This window comes from Paraburkholderia sp. MM5477-R1 (assembly GCF_050436385.1).
In the GTDB taxonomy this organism is placed as follows: Bacteria; Pseudomonadota; Gammaproteobacteria; order Burkholderiales; family Burkholderiaceae; genus Paraburkholderia; species Paraburkholderia tuberum.
Map to the genome: position 1 here is coordinate 116,031 of NZ_JBNDMC010000008.1, position 18,443 is coordinate 134,473.

Annotated in this window: 16 protein-coding genes; 8 read left to right on the forward strand and 8 right to left on the reverse strand. The window is 64.7% G+C overall.

Translation table 11 applies throughout. The annotated features are described in order from the left end of the window. Nucleotides 1-16: 16 nt before the first annotated feature. Together OKW35_RS42290 and OKW35_RS42295 are read left to right on the forward strand one after the other, a co-directional pair. Nucleotides 17-667, forward strand: a complete 651-nt coding sequence (locus tag OKW35_RS42290) for a cytochrome b/b6 domain-containing protein (RefSeq protein ID WP_429555192.1) — start codon at nucleotides 17-19, stop codon at nucleotides 665-667. Then, a complete protein-coding gene (locus OKW35_RS42295; RefSeq protein WP_429555193.1) occupies nucleotides 664-1,470 on the forward strand; it encodes a molybdopterin-dependent oxidoreductase in 807 nt (268 codons plus the stop codon). Before OKW35_RS42290 ends, OKW35_RS42295 begins: the two co-directional genes overlap by 4 nt. Here OKW35_RS42295 and OKW35_RS42300 read toward each other — a convergent pair. After that, on the reverse strand, nucleotides 1,467-2,435 hold the full coding sequence (locus tag OKW35_RS42300; RefSeq protein WP_026225869.1) for an AraC family transcriptional regulator: 969 nt from the start codon (nucleotides 2,433-2,435) through the stop codon (nucleotides 1,467-1,469). The two genes, OKW35_RS42295 and OKW35_RS42300, sit on opposite strands and share 4 nt — an antisense overlap. 337 nt (nucleotides 2,436-2,772) lie before the next feature. Between OKW35_RS42300 and OKW35_RS42305 the strand changes: the two genes are divergently transcribed. Both OKW35_RS42305 and OKW35_RS42310 read left to right on the forward strand, forming a co-directional pair. Beyond that, nucleotides 2,773-3,825, forward strand: coding sequence for an NAD(P)-dependent alcohol dehydrogenase (locus tag OKW35_RS42305; RefSeq protein WP_429555194.1), 1,053 nt, complete (start codon nucleotides 2,773-2,775; stop codon nucleotides 3,823-3,825). A 740-nt stretch (nucleotides 3,826-4,565) separates the two neighbouring features. Continuing rightward, entirely contained in the window at nucleotides 4,566-5,522 is a 957-nt protein-coding gene (locus tag OKW35_RS42310; protein ID WP_429555195.1) for a LysR family transcriptional regulator, read from the forward strand. A 45-nt stretch (nucleotides 5,523-5,567) separates the two neighbouring features. Here OKW35_RS42310 and OKW35_RS42315 read toward each other — a convergent pair whose 3' ends face one another. The 5 genes from OKW35_RS42315 to OKW35_RS42335 form a co-directional block, all read right to left on the reverse strand. Then, the gene (locus tag OKW35_RS42315; protein ID WP_429555196.1) at nucleotides 5,568-6,713 is read right to left on the reverse strand and encodes a nucleoside hydrolase; all 1,146 of its coding nucleotides are present in this window, start codon (nucleotides 6,711-6,713) and stop codon (nucleotides 5,568-5,570) included. Nucleotides 6,714-6,883: 170 nt separating this feature from the next. After that, nucleotides 6,884-8,365, reverse strand: a complete 1,482-nt coding sequence (gene zwf / locus OKW35_RS42320) for a glucose-6-phosphate dehydrogenase (protein WP_429403226.1) — start codon at nucleotides 8,363-8,365, stop codon at nucleotides 6,884-6,886. Between the two features lie 236 nt (nucleotides 8,366-8,601). Next, the gene (lhpI, locus tag OKW35_RS42325) at nucleotides 8,602-9,534 is read right to left on the reverse strand and encodes a bifunctional Delta(1)-pyrroline-2-carboxylate/Delta(1)-piperideine-2-carboxylate reductase (protein WP_429403227.1); all 933 of its coding nucleotides are present in this window, start codon (nucleotides 9,532-9,534) and stop codon (nucleotides 8,602-8,604) included. A 130-nt stretch (nucleotides 9,535-9,664) separates the two neighbouring features. Next, nucleotides 9,665-10,297: a C39 family peptidase gene (locus tag OKW35_RS42330; RefSeq protein ID WP_429403228.1), complete on the reverse strand. Its 633-nt coding sequence runs from the start codon at nucleotides 10,295-10,297 to the stop codon at nucleotides 9,665-9,667. A gap of 47 nt (nucleotides 10,298-10,344) precedes the next feature. After that, entirely contained in the window at nucleotides 10,345-11,685 is a 1,341-nt protein-coding gene (locus OKW35_RS42335) for an NAD(P)/FAD-dependent oxidoreductase (RefSeq protein ID WP_429555197.1), read from the reverse strand. A 231-nt stretch (nucleotides 11,686-11,916) separates the two neighbouring features. Here OKW35_RS42335 and OKW35_RS42340 point away from each other — a divergent pair, with 231 nt between their 5' ends. The 3 genes from OKW35_RS42340 (at nucleotide 11,917) to OKW35_RS42350 (ending at nucleotide 14,775) form a co-directional block, all read left to right on the forward strand. Next, nucleotides 11,917-12,171, forward strand: coding sequence for a helix-turn-helix domain-containing protein (locus tag OKW35_RS42340; protein ID WP_184067129.1), 255 nt, complete (start codon nucleotides 11,917-11,919; stop codon nucleotides 12,169-12,171). Between the two features lies 1 nt (nucleotide 12,172). Then, complete coding sequence (locus tag OKW35_RS42345; protein ID WP_429555198.1) at nucleotides 12,173-13,513, forward strand: type II toxin-antitoxin system HipA family toxin; 1,341 nt, start codon at nucleotides 12,173-12,175, stop codon at nucleotides 13,511-13,513. Nucleotides 13,514-13,920: 407 nt separating this feature from the next. Further along, nucleotides 13,921-14,775 carry a helix-turn-helix domain-containing protein gene (locus OKW35_RS42350; protein ID WP_184067124.1) on the forward strand — a complete coding sequence of 285 codons (855 nt, stop codon included), beginning with the start codon at nucleotides 13,921-13,923 and terminating at the stop codon, nucleotides 14,773-14,775. A gap of 51 nt (nucleotides 14,776-14,826) precedes the next feature. Here the strand turns inward: OKW35_RS42350 and OKW35_RS42355 are convergent, their stop codons facing one another. Both OKW35_RS42355 and OKW35_RS42360 read right to left on the reverse strand, forming a co-directional pair. Beyond that, on the reverse strand, nucleotides 14,827-16,674 hold the full coding sequence (locus OKW35_RS42355; RefSeq protein ID WP_429555199.1) for an ATP-binding response regulator: 1,848 nt from the start codon (nucleotides 16,672-16,674) through the stop codon (nucleotides 14,827-14,829). Then, complete coding sequence (locus OKW35_RS42360; protein ID WP_429555200.1) at nucleotides 16,644-17,213, reverse strand: molybdopterin-dependent oxidoreductase; 570 nt, start codon at nucleotides 17,211-17,213, stop codon at nucleotides 16,644-16,646. Before OKW35_RS42360 ends, OKW35_RS42355 begins: the two co-directional genes overlap by 31 nt. Nucleotides 17,214-17,483: 270 nt before the next feature. Here OKW35_RS42360 and OKW35_RS42365 point away from each other — a divergent pair, with 270 nt between their 5' ends. After that, nucleotides 17,484-18,431 carry a phosphoribosyltransferase gene (locus OKW35_RS42365; protein WP_429555201.1) on the forward strand — a complete coding sequence of 316 codons (948 nt, stop codon included), beginning with the start codon at nucleotides 17,484-17,486 and terminating at the stop codon, nucleotides 18,429-18,431. Nucleotides 18,432-18,443 lie beyond the last annotated feature (12 nt).

Consider the following 18,443-nt stretch of genomic DNA (forward strand, 5'->3'; position numbering starts at 1 on the left):
CTCGTCTTTGAAGCCAATGCCCGACTCGCAAGCATTTCTTGTCGTTCATCCCCTCGTCGTTCGCGTGACGCACTGGATCAATGCGTTCGCGATGGCCTGCATGGTGATGAGCGGCTGGGCGATCTATAACGCGTCGCCGATCTTTCCGTTCCGGTTCCCCGTGTGGGCGACGGTCGGCGGATGGCTCGGCGGCTCGATCGCATGGCACTTCGCGGCGATGTGGCTGCTGTGCGCGAACGGCCTGCTGTATCTCGCGCATGGCGTCGCGAGCGGCCATTTGCGTCGCAAGCTGCTGCCGGTGCGTGCCCGCGAGCTGGCGCGCGACGCGGCGCTGGCGTTGCACCTAAGACTGCCGCACGAAACCGGCAAGTACAACGCCGTGCAGCGCGCGTTGTATCTGCTGGTACTGCTGCTCGGCTTGCTGCTGGTCGCATCGGGACTGTCGATCTGGAAGCCGGTGCAATTGTCGTGGCTAACCGCGCTGTTCGGCGGCTTCGATTTTGCGCGCCGCGTGCATTTCGTCGCGATGGCCGGCGTGGTCGGCTTTGTCGTCGTGCATCTGCTGCTGGTGCTGCTGGTGCCGCGCACGTTGCCGCCGATGTTCACCGGACGCGCCCGGCGCAGCGCGCAGCGCATCGATCAAGCCTCCCAGAGGACTCGCGCATGAGCGCCCCGCAACGAACCGACACGGCGAACGATACCCACGCCCAAACAGAAGACGCGCGCCGCTCACGCATCGTGCTTGCCGAGCACCGGCCGCGGATCGAGCAGTTGCAACGCCGCTTGTTTCTGCGCTCCTCGCTATCGATCGGCGCGCTCGCGATGCTGTCCGGCTGCAACCTGCAGGACAACGATTCCGTCGACAAGGTGCTATGGGCGATGTCGCGCTGGAACGACCGCGTGCAGGCGTGGCTGTTCAATCGCAACAAACTCGCGCCGACCTATTCGGCGCGCGATATCACCGATCCGTTTCCGTTCAACGCGTTCTATCCCGAGTTCGACGCGCCCGATATCGACGGCTCGACCTATCGGCTCGAAGTATCGGGGCTCGTCGCGGATAAACGCGGCTGGAGTCTCGAGCAGCTGCGCAGGTTGCCGCAGGTCTCGCAGATCACGCGTCACGTGTGCATCGAAGGATGGAGCGCGATCGGACAATGGAGCGGCGTGCCGTTTCGCACGTTTCTCGAACTGATTGGTGCCGATCTGAGCGCGCGCTACGTCGGTTTCAAATGCGCGGACCGCTATTACTCGAGCCTCGACATGGCGAGCGCGCTGCATCCGCAAACGCAATTGACGCTCGATTTCCGCAACGCGCCGCTGCCGGCCAGATACGGCTATCCGCTGAAGCTGCGCGTGCCGACCAAGCTCGGCTTCAAGAACCCGAAGCACATCGTCGCGATGTTCGTGACCAACACGAACCCGGGCGGCTACTGGGAAGATCAGGGCTACAACTGGTTCAGCGGACTTTAGACCGCGGTCACATAACGCGGCACCGGCTTGTGCGCGCGCGGCGGCGGCGCATCGTGAGCGACGCGCATGCGCTTGACCTCGTCGACGGGACTCAGGCCGAACAGCCGCTTGAACTCGCGGCTGAACTGCGACGCGCTTTCGTAACCGACCCGCACGGCGGCCGCGCCCGCATTCAAGCCATCCTGCACCATCAACAGACGCGCGTGATGCAGACGCGTGGTCTTCACGTACTGCATCGGCGAGGTCGCGGTGACCGCCTTGAATTGCGCATGAAACACCGCGAGGCTCATGCCGGCCTCCGCCGCGAGCGTATCGACGTCGAGCGACGCGTGATAGTCCGCATGAATGCGCCGCAGCGCTTTCGCGATGCGGCCAAAGTGATTCTGATGCGTGAGCGCCGCGCGGATCGCGCCGCCCTGCTCGCCGGTCAACACGCGATAACAGATTTCCCGGACGATGCCAGGCGCCAGGATTTGCGCGTCGAGCGGCGACGCGAGCGCCTCCAGCAGACGCTGCACCGCGCTGCTCAGTGCGGCATCGAGCGGCGTCGAATACATGCCGGCCGGTTCGTATTGCGCGAGGCCCTGGGTTTCGTTGAGCGCCATCAGCAGTTCGGCGACCATCGTCAGATCGACGCGCACCGACATGCCGAGAAACGGCTCCTGTTCGCTTGCCTCGGTCTCGCATTCGAACGGCAACGGCACCGACAGCACCAGGTACTGCTGCGCGTCGTACTGGAACACCTGATCGCCGAGATAGCCGCGCTTGCGCCCCTGACAGACGATCACGATGCTCGGCTCGTACATGACCGGCATGCGAGGCATCGGACGATTCGCGCGCAGCAGGCTGACGCCTTCGAGGCTCGAGCGCGTCATGCCGGCATTCGGCGCGAGCAGGTTGAACAGTTCGAGCAAGCGGCGTTGCGCGGGGTCTTCCGGAATGGAACCGACAGCTTGAGTGGACATGACGATATGGCGACGGCCAGGAGAATAATGCTTGAAATTTAGCATCAAACAGCCTGTCGCGCTGCCCCTCCAGAGTTTTAGGCAAACCTTCAAGACGATCAGGTATTCCCCGGGCGGCGCCGGGTCCCTAAGATGGGAACCCTGCCGGATCGCCTTTTTCGACGCGCGCAGCGTGCGCGGTCATCGACCGCCATGCGCCGACTGCTTGCCAATGGCGGCCCCCAACGCTCGCGCCCCGATCCCGGTTCATGCTGCGGCCCGCCGCATCCGCAACCCAGTGTTGCGCATCGTCGGCGCGTCGCATGTTGCGCCATCACCCTCTTTGCTGGAGCCATCCATGAGCACGACGTATGCCTATGCAGCGACCGACGCCACCGCGCCGCTCGCCCCATTTGAAATCCAGCGCCGCGCACCGCGCGCCCATGACGTGCAGATGGAAGTGCTGTACTGCGGCGTGTGCCATTCCGACCTGCATCAGGCGCGCAACGAATGGAAGAACACGATCTACCCGGTCGTGCCGGGCCACGAGATCGTAGGCCGTGTGACCGCGGTTGGTCCGAACGTGACGAAGTACAAGGTCGGTGAACTGGTCGCGGTCGGCTGTCTGGTCGATTCGTGCCGCACCTGTTCGAGCTGCGCGGAAGGTCTCGAGCAGTATTGCGAGAACGGTTGGGTGGGCACGTATAACGGTGTCGATCGCGTCGACGGACAGGTCACTTACGGTGGCTATTCGACGCAACTGGTCGTCGATGAGGCTTTCACGCTGCGCGTGCCGCGAAATCTCGACGCCGCGGGTGTCGCGCCGCTGCTGTGCGCGGGCATCACCACGTATTCGCCGCTACGCACGTGGGGCGTGGGCCCGGGCAAGAAGGTCGGGATTGTCGGCCTCGGTGGACTCGGCCATATGGGTGTGAAGCTGGCTCGGGCGATGGGCGCGCATGTCGTGCTGTTTACGACCTCGCCGTCGAAGATCGAGGGTGCGAAGCGACTTGGCGCGCATGAAGTCGTGGTTTCGAAGAATCCGCAGGAGATGGAAGCGCATGTGAATAGCTTCGATTTCATTCTCAATACGGTGGCTGCGCAGCATGATCTGAATCCGTTTTTGAATCTGCTCAAGCGTGACGCCACGATGACGTTGGTGGGTGCGCCGGAGCACGATCATCCGTCGCCGCAGGTGTTCAATCTGATCTTCAAGCGGCGGCGCCTTGCTGGTTCGCTGATTGGCGGTATTGCCGAGACGCAGGAGATGCTCGATTTCTGTGGCGAGCATGGCATTACTTCTGATATTGAAATGATTCCGATGCAGAAGATCAATGAAGCGTATGAGCGCATGCTCAAGAGCGATGTGAAGTATCGGTTTGTGGTTGATATGGATTCGATGCGGAAGTAATAGCAACTTTTTTGGCCGCGCGGCGGGTGGTTTTTTTGCGCCTGCGGCGCGGGGTTCTGTTTTGTTGTTGTGTTTTTTTGCCTTCGCACTTTTTTCTGTGTTCTTAGGGCGTTGGCCTTTCCTTGATTTCTTGTCGGTCTATTGGCGTTGCCCCTGTGCGGGGCGGCACCTACTTTCTTTGCTGCTGCAAAGAAAGTAGGCAAAGAAGACAGCTTTAAACCGCTAACTCTTAAGCGGGTCCCTCTGTATACCGCGGGTAGTGGTGCATCTGGAATCTGTGTTCCCGCACACTCCGCGTTAGTGACAAGGCCGTCATTCCTCCGGCGGCGCTGCGCGCGCCGAAGCGCTGTTCTCAAACCATTGGTTGTTTCGGCGCGTCGCCGAGGCGCAGCCGATGGCCTCACCAACCTAAAAAAACAGTCTGGTTTTCCTTGCATACCCGTCCGCGACGCACGTAGTGCGGAGCGGGATGGATGACGGCTTTGTCACTGCCGTGGAATGTGCGGGGGCACGGATTCCAGATGCACCACTGCCATTCGTGGAGCACGGTGCCCGCTTAAGAATTAGCGGTTTGAGCTGTCTTCTTTGCCTACTTTCTTTGCAGCAGCAAAGAAAGTAGGTGCCGCCCCGCACAGGGCAACGCCAATAGACCGACAAGAAATCAAGGAAAGGCCAACGCCCTAAGAACAAAGACAAATCCGCCGCAGGCAAAAAAACAGAAAACCATTTGGAGCATCCCAGTGATCGACAGAATAACTGCAATGCGCACATTCATCCGAATTGTGGACACCAACAGTTTCACCCGCGCAGCGGAGTCATTAAACATTCCGCGTGCAACGGCGACGACGATCGTCCAGAACCTGGAAGCCCTGCTGGGCACAGCGCTGTTAGTCCGCACGACGCGCCGCCTGAGCATCACACCAGAAGGCGCAGCCTATTACGAACGCTGCGCGCAAATCCTGGCCGACATCGACGAAATGGAAGCCAGCCTCCGTAATTCGACCGACAAACTCACCGGCCGCCTCCGCATCGAAATGCCCAGCGCGGTAGCGAGTGCAATCGTGCTGCCGTCGCTAGACGACTTCCACACCCGTTACCCGAACCTCGACCTCGCGATCGGCGTCAGCAACCGCACCGTCGATCTGGTCTCCGAAGCAATCGACTGCAGCATCCAGCTCGGTGAATTGCCCGATTCCAATCTCGTCGCGCGGCAACTCGGCACGCTCGATCAGGTCACCTGCGCGAGTCCGGCCTACCTGGCCCGCCACGGCACGCCCGCCGATCTCGACGATCTGCGCGCGCACGTCGCGGTCAACTGCGTGTCGCCGCATAGCGGCCGCGAATGCGACTTCGATTTCGAAGTGAGCGGTGAAGCGCGCAAGGTCAAGCTCAACGGCTTCGTACAAGTCAGCGACGAACAGGCGTACCTGACCTGCGGACTGCAAGGCCTCGGCATGATCCAGCCCGCGCGCATCGCCGCGCAGCCTTACCTCGATTCGGGCTTGCTGCATGAAGTGCTGCCGCAATGGAAACCCGTGCCGATGCCGGTCTCGGTCGCGTATGTGAAGAACCGCCGCGTGTCGCCGCGCGTGCGCGCGTTCGTCGATTGGCTCGCGGAACTGTTCGAGAAAGCCGGGCACGTCGAGCAGGATCTGTCGCGCGTGCGTCAGTTGCTGCGCGGCCTGCATCCCGCGTGAAGCGGGTGCGGGTGCGGGTGCGGGCGCGCGGCGCTCGCGCGTTGACTAGTCCAACGGCCGCACCGGCACCGGCCGCGTCAGCAGATCGACATAGAAATTAAAAAACGCCGGATTATCAAATCGTTTGACGACCGTCATCTTCTGCAAACCCGGCGGCGGCGAACTCGTGTAGCCCGTGGCCTTGCCATCGTTGGCGCCGAAGCCCGTATCCACATCCACCCACTCCTCGACGGTCTGCGTCGCGAACGACGGATGCATCAGATAAGCGAGCGTCAGCGTGTCCCAGATGTTCGTCGTGTAGTTCGGATTGGTCTCGAAGCCGTTCTTGCCGTCGTATCCGTAGCCGTTCAGCGTCCTGAACAGTTGCGTGATGATGGTCTGCTTCGCCGGATCGTGCGCGACGCGATCGTACAGTGCCTTGTCCATTTTCACGGTATCCGTCACGTCGAGCGGAATCACCGCCTGTTTGATCGGCAGACGCAGCACCGCTTTCGCCGCTGCGGGATCGAACCACCAGTTGAATTCGGCGGTGGGCGTGGTATTGCCCCGCACGTCGATCGCGCCGCCCATGTAAATGATCTGCTTGATCAGCGGCACGATCTCGGGATGCTCGCGCGTGGCCAACGCGATGTTGGTCAGCGGGCCGATCGCGAGGATCGTCACCTCGCCCGGGTACCGCTTGACCGATTCGGCGATGAAGTCGATCGCGCTCTGGCTCTGCACCTTCGTGTGCGTCGCGAAGCCGTCCGGCGGCGCGACGAGGTCGCGAGCCGATTTCGGCTCGGGCTTGCTCCATGCGCCAACATAGCCATCGCCGCCGGGGAATTCCTTCAGTTCCCGCTGGATCGTTTTGAAGTCGTGCGTCAGTGCGTAGTTGGCGCCCGCATAGACGCCGATCTGTTGTTCGACGCCGAGTCGTTCGACCGATTTCAGCGCATCGGCAACACCTTGCTTCAGCCACTGATTGCCCGACACCACGGTAATGCCGAGCACTTTCAGCGAGCCCTGCGCCTGCAATTGCGCGGCCATCACCCCGAGCTGGCCGTCGTCGCCGAGCGTGTTGTAGTCGCTGTCGATGATCACCTTCGGCGGATCGCTCCGGGCATCGAGACTGCTGCTGGCGCAAGCCGTGAGATCGAGTGTGATTGCCACGCTTGCCGCCCAGATCAATGCCACGAGAATTCGCCCCATCGATGCCCCGTTTGGAATGCCGCTGAGTGACGCGGACAAGGAAACCATCATAGGCGCAAGCCGTATGAATGACGAATGATCAGCGCGGCAACGACAGCACACGCAAAAGCGGCTCGCGACGCCACTGCAACGTCGCGAGCCGCTTCGAATAGCGCGCTGTCAAAAGCCCGTTACTGCGATTCCTCCGCCCACACGGCGTTCTCCCGCGTCATCAACGCGGTCGATGCCGCCGGTCCGAACGTGCCCGCCGAGTATGAGCGCGGCCGCTCGCCCGACTTCGCCCAGCCTTCGAGAACCGGCTCGGCCCACGCCCATGCCGCTTCGAGTTCGTCGCGGCGCATGAAGTGCGTCAGACGTCCGCGGATCACGTCGATCAGAAGCCGCTCATAGGCTTCCGCGCGACGCTCGGTGAACGCCTGCTGCAGGTCGAGGTTCAGGCTCACCGGCAGCATGTGCATGCCGCTGCCCGGTTCTTTCGCGAGCACCTGCAACTGGATCGACTCTTCGGGTTGCAACTGGATCACCAGGCGATTGCCGTAGGTTCGTCCACCGCTCGGGATGATCGAGAACGGCAGATCGGAGAATTCGATGACGATCTCCGACAGCTTCTTCTGCATCCGCTTGCCGGTGCGCAGGAAGAACGGCACGTTGGCCCAGCGCCAGTTGTTGATCCGCGCGCGCAACGCGACAAAGGTTTCGGCGCGGCTGCCCGCCGGCACGTTGTCTTCCTCGAGGTAGCCCTTGACCGCCTCGCCATCCACCGCGCCCGCCGTGTACTGGCCGCGCACCGTGTCGCGCGCGATGTCCTCGGGCGTCATCGGCCGCAGCGAGCGCAGCACCTTCAGCTTTTCGTCGCGCACCGCGTCGGGATCGAGCGACACCGGCGGCTCCATCGCGACGATGCACAGCAGTTGCAGCAGGTGGTTCTGCACCATGTCGCGCAGCGCGCCGGTCTTGTCGTAGAACCCCGCGCGGCTGCCCACGCCGACCGTTTCGGCCACCGTGATCTGCACGCTCTTGATGTACGGCGCCTGCCACAGCGGCCCGAAAATCGGATTGCCGAAGCGCAGCACCATCAGGTTCTGCACGGTTTCCTTGCCGAGGTAGTGGTCGATCCGGTAGATCTGCGCTTCTTCGAAATGCTTGCCGACCGCGTTGTTGATCTCCTGAGCGGACGCGAGATCGTGGCCGAGCGGCTTTTCGAGCACCACCCGCGAATTGCCATCGACGAGCCCGGCCGACGACAGGTTGTCGCAGATATGGGTGAACAGATCCGGCGACGTCGCCAGATAGAACACGCGGTTCACGCCGTCGCGCGACGCTTCCTTCAGGCGCAGGTAGTCCTCGGCCGCATCGACGTCCATCCGCACGTATTCGAAAATTGCGAGGAATTTGTCCCACGCCGACGCGTCGAACGCTTTTTCGTCGATGAAGGGCTTGGCCTTCTGCTCCATGAATTCGCTGATGTATTCCTCGCGCGACCAGGGCTTGCGCCCGATCGTCAGAATGCGGGTGTCGGGCGGCAGGTTGCAGTGCAGATGCGCCATGTACAGCGCGGGCAGCAGCTTGCGGAACGACAGGTCGCCGGTGCCGCCGAAGATGATCATGTCGAGCGGCAGGTCAGGTGTGGCAGGAGCTTGTTGGGTCGTCATGGCACGGTCGCAGCGTCTAGGGGGAAGGCGTCGATCAGGAATCGGCGGCGGGCGGACGGGCTACGGCTCACGTCCGCTATGGCGCTTTTTCCGGCAAACATCTATGGTGCAACGTTTTGAGATAGTTTGCACGGCAGCATCTGCCGCAGGTTAGCGCAAGTTGCCAACCTTGCGCGCCAGACAGTCGTTTTTTCGGGATATTTTGCGGGATTATTTGCCGGTTGGGCCGCTGACGGTCAGCCGCGCGCCAGCGCGTCACGCGCGACCCGGCACGCGGCCAGATCCCACGCCGCGCAGCCTACGCTCTTGAACACCACCGGCCCCGCCGGCAAGGGCTGCGTCTGCTCGAGCACCGCGGCGATCCCGCCCACCCGCGCCCAATCGACACCGGCCTGGATGAAATCGCCGGCCTCGTGCATTGCGCCAGCCTGATCGTCGACGAACAGCGCGCTGCCCGCGATCGTAGTCGCGCCGATCTCGACCATCTGCGGCGTGAAAGCGCCGACGCCGATCACGAGCCGCTCGGCGCGCGCCGTCTCGTCGTAGACCGGCTGTTTGCTCGTGGTCAACGCGATCACGACGTCGACCGAAGCGGGAATCGTCGCGCCCGCATCCGCGAGCGGCCGCAGCTCACGCACCTTGCCGCGCTGCGCCGCGCAGAACGCTTCGGCGCGCGCGGGCGCGCTGCCCTTGACCCACACGCGCGCGTCGGGAAACAGTTCGCCGATCGCCTCCAGATGATTGAGCGCCTGCGTGCCGGTGCCGATCAGCAGGAATTCACGCGGCGCGCCCGCGGCGAACGTCGCGATGCCGAGCATCGACATCGCAGCGGTCCGGCGCCCCGTCACTGTCGGACCATCGAGGATGAACAGCGTCTCGCCGGTATCGGCATCGAAGGCCATGACCTGACCGTGGATCGTCGGCAGATGGCGCGCACCGTTGCTCGCGCACACATTGACGAGCTTGTGGATCGCGAGATCGGGCGCGGTGGCGGGCATCGACAGCATGACGCCGCCGGCGTTCAGCGGCACGACGAGCCGCTCGGGGCTCACGATGCGTCGTTGCGCGTAGTCGATGCTAGCGCGCCTCAACGCGTCGACAAGCGCTGCGTAAGGCATCAGCCGCGCGGTGGCGGCGGCGTCGAAGATCTGCGTGATCGGGCGGGTCATGGGCGGAACGATCCAATGGGGGATGGAGTGGGCATGACGTCACCGTAACCGAGCGCGAAAAAATTGACCAGTCGTGTGGACGTCTACTGCCCGCCGAATCGCGAACTCCGCTTCATGCCCAGCGCGCCGGCTACCTCGTGCCGCGGCTGAGCGTCATCCCCCGCCCTGCATGGAAACGCGAGATCGTCGCGAACGGCAGGTACACGTCGGACTGGTGCGGCGCGACGCCCGACGGGTTGTGAAACCACACGCCGCCGCGATCCCGCCCGTGCAGCAGGATCAGATGACCGCCCCGCCGCTGGTTCGTCCGCTCCGGATAGCGGATCTCGGGACTGACCGACACGATCGCGAGCGTATCGTCGTCGAGCCGCGCCGCGATCTCCTCGAGCGACGCCTGCGGCAGCACCTCGATATCGAGGCCGAACGCCGGGCCCGCCCAGTCGGCGAACGGCCGGTAGATCAGACCGTCGACGCCACCATCGTCGCGCAACCGGTATACGCCGTGCCGCAGCGCGTCGTCGAGCAGTGCGGCGCGCGGCGCGTGATCGATGCTCCAGTAGTCGAGAGCCGACTCGAGGCACGTCAGCCCGCACAGGCGTTGCGCCCAGAAGCGATAGCGCTCGGGGTCGGCGAAACCGCTGCGCTGCCAGTGCGGATCGTCGCACGGGTCGCGCTGCTGTTCGACGATGGCGCGCACCCACTCGGGGCTGCCCCATTGCGTGTAGTACGGGACGTCGGCGTGGCGGAGAACGGGTTCGGTCATCGGTGGTATCGGTCGGGTTGGGTTGTATCGGGTCGGGTCGCGCGGGGTTACAGCATGCTGCACGGCCGCTTCATCGTGCCGTCGAAGAAACGCTGCAAACGGAACGCCGACAGATCGAGCGACGCCTCGCCGCCATCGTTGAGTTCAGCCAGCAGCTTGCCGACGATCGGCCCCATCGCGAAACCGTGACCGCAGAAGCCGGTCGCGATCGTCAGGCCCGGGACCTGCGGCGGCGCATCGATCACCGGAATGCCGTCGGGCAACACGTCGATCAGCCCCGCCCACGCCTCGACCACCTGGGCGTCGCGCAACGCCGGAAACAGTGCGCGCAGCTTTTTCAGCGCGCGCGGCGCGTGGCGCGCGTTCGGCTGCGGATGCGGGTCGCGCGGATAGAGCACGCGTTCGGCGTCGGGCACGCCGCCCGGCAGACGTTCGCGCAGATCGTGCAAACAGGCGCCGTTCAGATGGAAGCTGAACTTCTCGCGCTGCGTCCACAGTTCGGGCAAAAACCATTTCAGCGCGCGGAAATGACCGAGCGTCATGTCGACGTCGACCTGCATGTCGTCGGCGAGATTGATCGCGCCGTTCGCGCGCTGCCGGATGCCGAGACCGTGGCCCCAGAAGGTCGACGCCGTGATCGGCGGCAACGGATTGGTGCGCATGCAGGTACCGCGCACGGCCTGCTGCGGCAGTTCGAGACCGAGCGTTCCGAGCAGCCGCCAGCTGCCCGCGCCGGCCACGCAGATCAGACGCGAGGTACGAATCGTGCCGCGCTCGGTGACCACACCAGCGATCGCACCGCCCGCGCGTTCGACGCCGACCACGCCGCAGCCCTCGAAAAACAGCGCGCCGGCTTCGGCCGCGCGTGCCGCGAAGGCCGCGGCGACGCGGCGCGGCTCGGCCTGACCGTCGCTTGGCGTGTACAGGCCGCCGAGCGCGGGGCCCTGCATGCCGGTCACCACGGCGTCGATCTGCCTGCGCTCGAGCGTGCGGGTATCGAGGCCATACTGACGTGCGACCTCGGTCCATTGCTGAAACGATGTCCAGTCTTCATCATGGGTGGCGACATACAGGCAACCGCCCTGGCGCCATTCGAGATCGAAATTCAGCTCACGTTCGAGTTCTTTCCACAATGGAATGCTGGCCATCATCAGCGGCACCTCCGCGGCTTCGCGACCCTGCTGACGCACGAAGCCCCACGCGCGCGATGACTGCTGCCCGGCGATCCGCGACTTGTCGAGGACCGCCACCGACAGGCCGCGCCGCGCCAGGTAATAAGCGGCCGCGCAGCCCATGATGCCGGCACCAGCGATCACGACGTCGGCGTGGCTGGGAAACGGTTGGTCGGAGGGCGTGAAGGTCGAGTGCAGCGGGTAAGTCGTGGTCATGGGTGGGCGGATTGGCGATGTGGGCGTCATCTTCGCAGTGGGAGCCATCGTCCGCAATGACGAGCGACGTCGGCACCGCGGCTGGTCGCAGCCGGGACAGCGCGGCCGGCGCCTGCCGGAATGCCCGATTATCCGTCACACGAATATTCGTCGATTATGCGTCACGCAAATATTTGACAAATATTCGTGTCACGCATAAATTGCGTTTATTCGTCTCGCAGATAATCCGCCATGCTCCACCTGATCGCCACGTCGGACCAGCTCGCGCAGTTGCTGGCGGCCAGCCGCCGCCAGGCCGGCCTCACGCAGACCGAGGCCGCCGCGCGCGTCGGCGTGAGCCAAAGCCGCATTTCCGCGCTCGAAACCGATGCGAGCGGGCTCACGCTCTCCCAACTGCTCGCGCTGTGCGGCGCCTACGGCCTGCAACTGCAGTTGCGCGACAAAAATCAGCCGAGCTCCGAGCCGGCACCGAACGTCGAGTGGTGAGATGGCCCGGCAAACCGCTTCGAAGGCATTGTCGGTGTGGGCCAACGGCGAGCGCGTCGGGCTCTGGCGGCTGCCCGCGCGCGGCCCGATGGAGTTCGCCTACGACGCCGCCTGGATCGCGTCGCCCGCGGGTCGTCCGCTGTCGCTGTCGCTGCCGTTCACGCCCGGCAACATGACGCACAAAGGGCCGCGGGTGCTCAACTACTTCGACAACCTGCTGCCCGACAGCGACGTCATCCGCAAACGCATCGCGCAGCGCTACCGGACCGAAACGCTCGAAGCATTCGACCTGCTGCAGGCCATCGGCCGCGACTGCGTCGGCGCGGTCCAGCTGCTCGCCGAAGACGACGCGCCGGCCGGGGTCCAGCGCATCGAAGGCACGCCGCTTTCCGACGACGACATCGAGGCGCTGCTCGCGCAGACGGTCGGCAAACCGACGCTCGGCGCGCCCGACGAATTTGACGATTTCCGCATCTCGCTCGCCGGCGCGCAGGAGAAAACCGCGCTGCTGTGGCACGACGGCCAATGGCAACGGCCGCACGGCGCGACGCCGACCACGCATATCTTCAAGCTGCCGCTCGGGCTGGTCGGCAACCGGCTCGCCGATCTCAGCACGTCGGTCGAAAACGAGTGGCTGTGTCTGCGGATTCTGCGCGCGTTCGGCCTGCCGGTCGCGAACACCGAGGTGCTCAGGTTCGGCAAGCAGCGCGTGCTCGCCGTCGAACGCTTCGACCGGCAGATGCATTCGAGCGGCCGCTGGCTGCTGCGTCTGCCGCAGGAAGATTTCTGCCAGGTCTACGGCGTGCCGTCGCATCGCAAGTACGAAAACGAGGGCGGCCCCGGCGTGCTCGACCTCGCGCGGATTCTGCAGCAATCGGTCGAGGCGCGGCAGGACATCGAGACCCTGCTCGCGAGCCAGATCCTGTTCTGGATGCTGGCCGCGCCGGACGGCCACGCGAAGAACTTCAGCATCCGCCTGCTCGCCGGTGGCCAGTACCGTCTGACGCCGCTTTACGACGTGATGTCGATCTGGCCGGTCGAGGGCAACGGCCCGAACCAGTGGTCGTGGTACAAGGCGCGGCTTGCGATGGGTCTATGGTCGCGCAGCAAGCACGATGCGTTTCGCGACGTGCAGCGGCGACACTTCAACGCGATGGCGTTGAAATGCTCGTACGGCGCCGACGCCGAGCCGCTGATCCAGCGTCTGATCGAGCAGACACCGGGCGTGATCGAGCGGGTCTCGGCGGAGTTGCCCGAGCGCTTTCCGGGCAAGGTCGCCGAGCGGATTTTCAAAGGACTTCAAAATTCGGCGGCCCGGCTCGACACGATGCCGGCAAGCTGAACGCGGACCGCGCGTGCCGGCGCAAACCCGATCCCTCCGGACACACTTTTCATTGCGCCTCTCGGCTGGCTTTTCCGCAAGGGCGGACCTACCGGGCTTTGCGGCAAGCGGCCGGATCCGTCGCCTTGCGCACTACTCATTCGTGGATTCCCTACGGTTTCGTCATCGTTTCACCGGTAGAATGCCTTTTGATGCTCAATGCATCAAAAGTCGCCGGCACGGCCATGGCGTCGCTTGCATCAGCGGACTCGGCGGCCGGTCTGACAAAATCATAAATGGTGATTTTTTTTACGGTACATTTGCTGTCCCCGCGTGACCGATTCATGCGCATAGCATGCGCAGGGTCGGCTTGCGCCTGCCGACCGCGCTCCAGATGTACCTTTTAACCCGGCGGATTTTCACCCAGCATGGCCAACGAAACACACTCACCCGACTCCATCGCGGTTGCCGAGCGCGTGCGCGAGTTGATGAGCAGGCATGGAATCGGCAAGCGACAGCAAACCACGGAGCTATGCCGCATCCTCGATCTGAGTTTTTCTCAGGGGCACCGCAAACTGCGCGGCAATAGTCCGTGGACGCTGTCGCAGATCAAGAAAGTCGCCGAGGTATTCGACGAACCCGCGGCGCAGCTGTTCGGCGCGCAGTCGCTCGATCCGGGCGTCGTCGGCGCGATCGCCCAGGAGGCGGTGTTCTGCATCGGCGCGACCGAAATCGCCTGCACCGCGTGGGTCGGCGCGGCGCTCGAACCGGGTAGCCGCCCGGAATTCGTCGCCTATTCGCGGCTCGGTCAATGGCGCGTCTCGCGTCATGATGGCGCGCTGTATCAGAGCGCGTACGAAGTCCACAAGATCGAGATCTATCCGCGCCGCGCCGAGACCGACAAGCCGGCCATCGCGGTGGTCGACGACGATCGTGCAAGCGCCGATAACCTGCGCGATTATCTGGAGCGCAGCGGCTTCACGGCGGTCGCGATCTATGGGCTCGCGGCCTTCAGCGAGCAGTTGCAGACGCAGGTGTTCGACGGCGTGATCATCGACTGGCTGTTCGGCTCGCAGACCTCGGCGGCCGCGATTCGCGCGGTGCGCGCGTCGGAGAACCCGGACGCGCCGATCTTCGTGCTGACCGGCGAACTGCTGACCGGCAAGGCCAGCGAATCGGAGATCAGCGAGGTGATCCGCGATTTCGACGTCGCGTGCTACGAGAAGCCCGCGCGCATGGCGATCCTCGTCGCCGATCTGTCGAAGCGGCTGAACCGCCCCTAAAGCGCGGGCGCCGATGCGCGCCCCGTTCGCGGCAGCGCCGCCTTCACGCGCTCACGCCTGATGCCGCGCCGCCAGCGCCCGCTGCAGGGCGTGCTTCAGATCCTCGTAATGGACTGGCTTTAACAGCGCCTCGAACACCGACGGCACGCCAGTCGCGCCACTTTCGCCATTCCGCACGACCTCCGGCGCGTACGCGCTGACCACGATCACCGGCACGCCCGCCGACGGTCCGTCGCGCGTCGCGAAGTCTTCGAGAAACGTGTAGCCATCGCGCTCCGGCATGTGCAGATCGAGCAGCACCACTTCGCAGCGGTGGGTGTCGAGCCACGCGAGCGCGTCGTTGGCATTGCCGAATGCGAGCGAGTCGTAGCCCATGTGCGCGACCATTTCGCTGAGCGACTCGCGGATCAGCCGGTTATCGTCGATGATCAGCACGCACGGCTGCGCGCCGTCCGGCTCGGCTTGCTCCGCGACCTCGGCCGGCTCGACGGTTGCGACCGGCACGACCGGGATCGTCACCGTGAAGCTGGTGCCCTCGCCGACCGTGCTCGCGACATCCACCGTGCCGCCGAACAGCTTCACGAGCCCTTGCACGATCGTGAGCCCCATCCCCGCGCCTTCGAAGCGGCGCGTGCGCGACGCGTCGAGCTGCGTGAACTCCTCGAAGATCAGCGGGATCTGTTCGGACGGCACGCCCGGCCCCGTATCGCTGACGACGAAAACCAGCAGCGCCGGCTCTTGCCGCAGTTCGACGCGCACCGTGCCGGCCTCGGTGTAGCGGATCGCGTTGGTGACGAGGTTGTTGACGATCTGCCGGATGCGGTGCGGGTCCGACTCGACGAGCCCGCTCGCGCCGCTCGCCTCGCTTTCGAGCTCGAGCCCGCGCGTCCTGGCGGACATCGTGTGTTCATCGACGATCGACGCCAGCAGCTCGCGCGGCTCGAAATGCTGGTGCCGCAGTTCGAGCTTGCCGGCGCCAAGGCGCGCGTAGTCGGTCAGGTCCTTCATCTGCGCCTCGAGATGGCGCGCCGCGGTTTCGAGCCGCTGGATCACCTTGCGGTCGGCCTCCGAGTGATAGGTGAAGCCGAGCAGTTCCACCGACGAGACGATCGCATGCAGCGGCGTGCGCAGTTCATGGCCGATCATGCCGAGAAACGCATCCTTCGCGAGGCTCGCCTCGCGCGCCGCGCGGCTCGCCTGATGCTCGGCTTCCAGCGCCGCGCGCTGCTGGCGCATGAGCCGCGTGCGGCGCCGGCCGTTGAGCACGAGCAGCAGCGTCGCCGCCGCCGACAGCAATAGCAGCACCAGACCGCCCGCGAACAGAAAGCGGCGCTTGTCGATGAAATCGCGGTTCATCGCCTCGCGGTCGGCGACATCGGCGAAACGGCGCGACAGCGCGAGATCGTTGACCTCGCTCCAGTGCTGGCGCAGCTGCGCGTCGATCCGCGCGGCACGCGCACGGTCGCCCTGCAGTACCTCGATCTCGGGCTGGATGTCGTCGAGCACAGTCTCGAGCGTCTTGATTTCGTCGAGCTGCCGTTGCAACAGAGCGAGCTGCGCGGAAAGCCGCTGCGTCGAGCCGGCCATCACGCGCAGCTTCGATTGCAGCAGCTGGAAGCGCAGCTGCAACTGCTGATAATCGTCGTCGGCACCGGACTGATACAGCAGCAGCTGGTTCTCGAAGCGCGCGTACGCGATCTGCAGTTGCGCGGCGTCCCAGTAGAAACCGTCGTAGGTACCGGTCAGCTGCTCGGTCGCGCGCGGGTTCAACAGGTTCGCATAGAGCAGATAGCCGATCGCGCCGGCGGGCGCCGCGAGCGCCATCAGCCAGATCAGCACGTTCAACACGCGCCGCCACGGACGGCGCGCTATTTGACGATGAGGGCCTTGATCTGCCATACGAATTTCGAGTCGCCGACCGCGCCAGTCAGTTCATCTGGAAAAGCGTCGCGCGGATAGATCAGAAACAGCGGCCCGAAGTCGCTGAGTTTCAGGCGCCGGCCGTTCATGCTGTACGCGACGATCACGCCGTAGCGTTCGCAGTCCGACACCGGCACGGTGTAGGTGTAGTCGTCGAACGTGTGGAGTTCGATCTGGGTGCCGTGCGCGCCGACGACCTTCAGGATGTCGGCGAGCCTGGGCCCGGTGAACGTCGAGCGCGGCGTCCAGGTGGTCGAGGTCGTGATCGTATGCACGGGCAGCGCGAGCAGTTGAGCCTCGTTGAAGTGATAGGTGCGATGCGCGGCGTCGTTGGTATTGGCGATCTTGCCCTGCACGTCGAGCGCCAGCGCCGGCGACTGCCGCGCGCCCGGCTGCGCATGCGCGCAACAGACGGAAAGCCCGACGATCAGTCCCGCCAGCCCCGTCAGCCAGCGCATCCGCCAGGGCACACCGGTTCCGCTGGCTGCGTTGCACAGCGTTGCAATCAGATTGGCCATTTGCTTTTTTTATCCGATTTCGTTGATTCGCCGGACCGCGGGCGGCGCCACGGTCAGCCGATCTCATGCCACGCGAAGTGTTGCGCCGTACCGTGCCGTCAAACGCGTGCCACCCCGACACGCGACCTTTGACCCGCATGCATAATATCGCCAAAATGCGCTGACTCAAAAACGGGGACCCGCGATGTCGCGCCAGTGCGTCAGCGCGCGCCGCGCGCGCATCCCCGCGGACCATTGCCTTCCATCGCGCCACGCGGCGCCTCGATAGTCATGAACAAGCCGGTCCTGCCTCTGACGTACGAACAGCTCGATCACTGGATCGAATCGCTGCAACCCGTATTGCTCGCCGAGCATTTCTCGATGGCGCTCGGGATTCTGCGCGGCGGCGCGCCGCTCGCGCTGATGGTGTCGCACGCGGTCGGCGCGCCGGTCGCGTTCCTGCGCTACGACCGCCAGACGCGCGCGGTCGCATGGGATTCGACGCTGCCGATCCCGCCCGCCGGATCGAAAGTGCTGTTGTGCGAGGACATCGCGGGACGCGGTTTTACGCTCGTCGATTGCATCGCGTTTCTGCAGGCGCACGGGCTCGAAGTCAAAACCCTGACCGCCGCGGTCGATGATCTGAGCCGCGCACAGCCCGACTACGCGATCGATGCGCGCGGCTACTTCGCCCTCTTTCCATGGGAGCGCCAGGCATACACCGAGCGCTACCGCGACGACTGGGCGCGCGTCGAAGCCGGCGCCGCGCCCGCGATGGCCAACGACCACGAGTACGCGGCCTACGCGATCGACCTCGACGGCATCCTGCTGCCCGACGTACCGCTCGCGCGCTACGACGAGGACCTCGCCGCCGCGCTCGCCGAGCGCGACGCGCTGCTGCCGTTCGAGGTGCTGCCCGGCATCGACCTGCAGCAGGTGCGCACGATCATCACGGGCCGCCCGGAGATGGATCGCGCGCGCACCGAAGCGTGGCTCGCGCGACACGGCTTCGCTCACATGCAGTTGGCGATGCGCACGCCCGGCCTGCACGACGACAGCCCCGCCGGCGCGGCCGCGCACAAGGCGAGCGCGGCGCTGCGCGCGGGTGTCACGCACTTCGTCGAAAGCGATCCGGTGCAGGCGCTGCTGATCGCGCAGCAAGCGCCGCTGCTGCGCGTGATCTGGTGGGATGCGCTGACGCGCACGGGGATTTTGGTGAGCGCAAGGGCGTGGAGTTGAGCGCAACGTTCC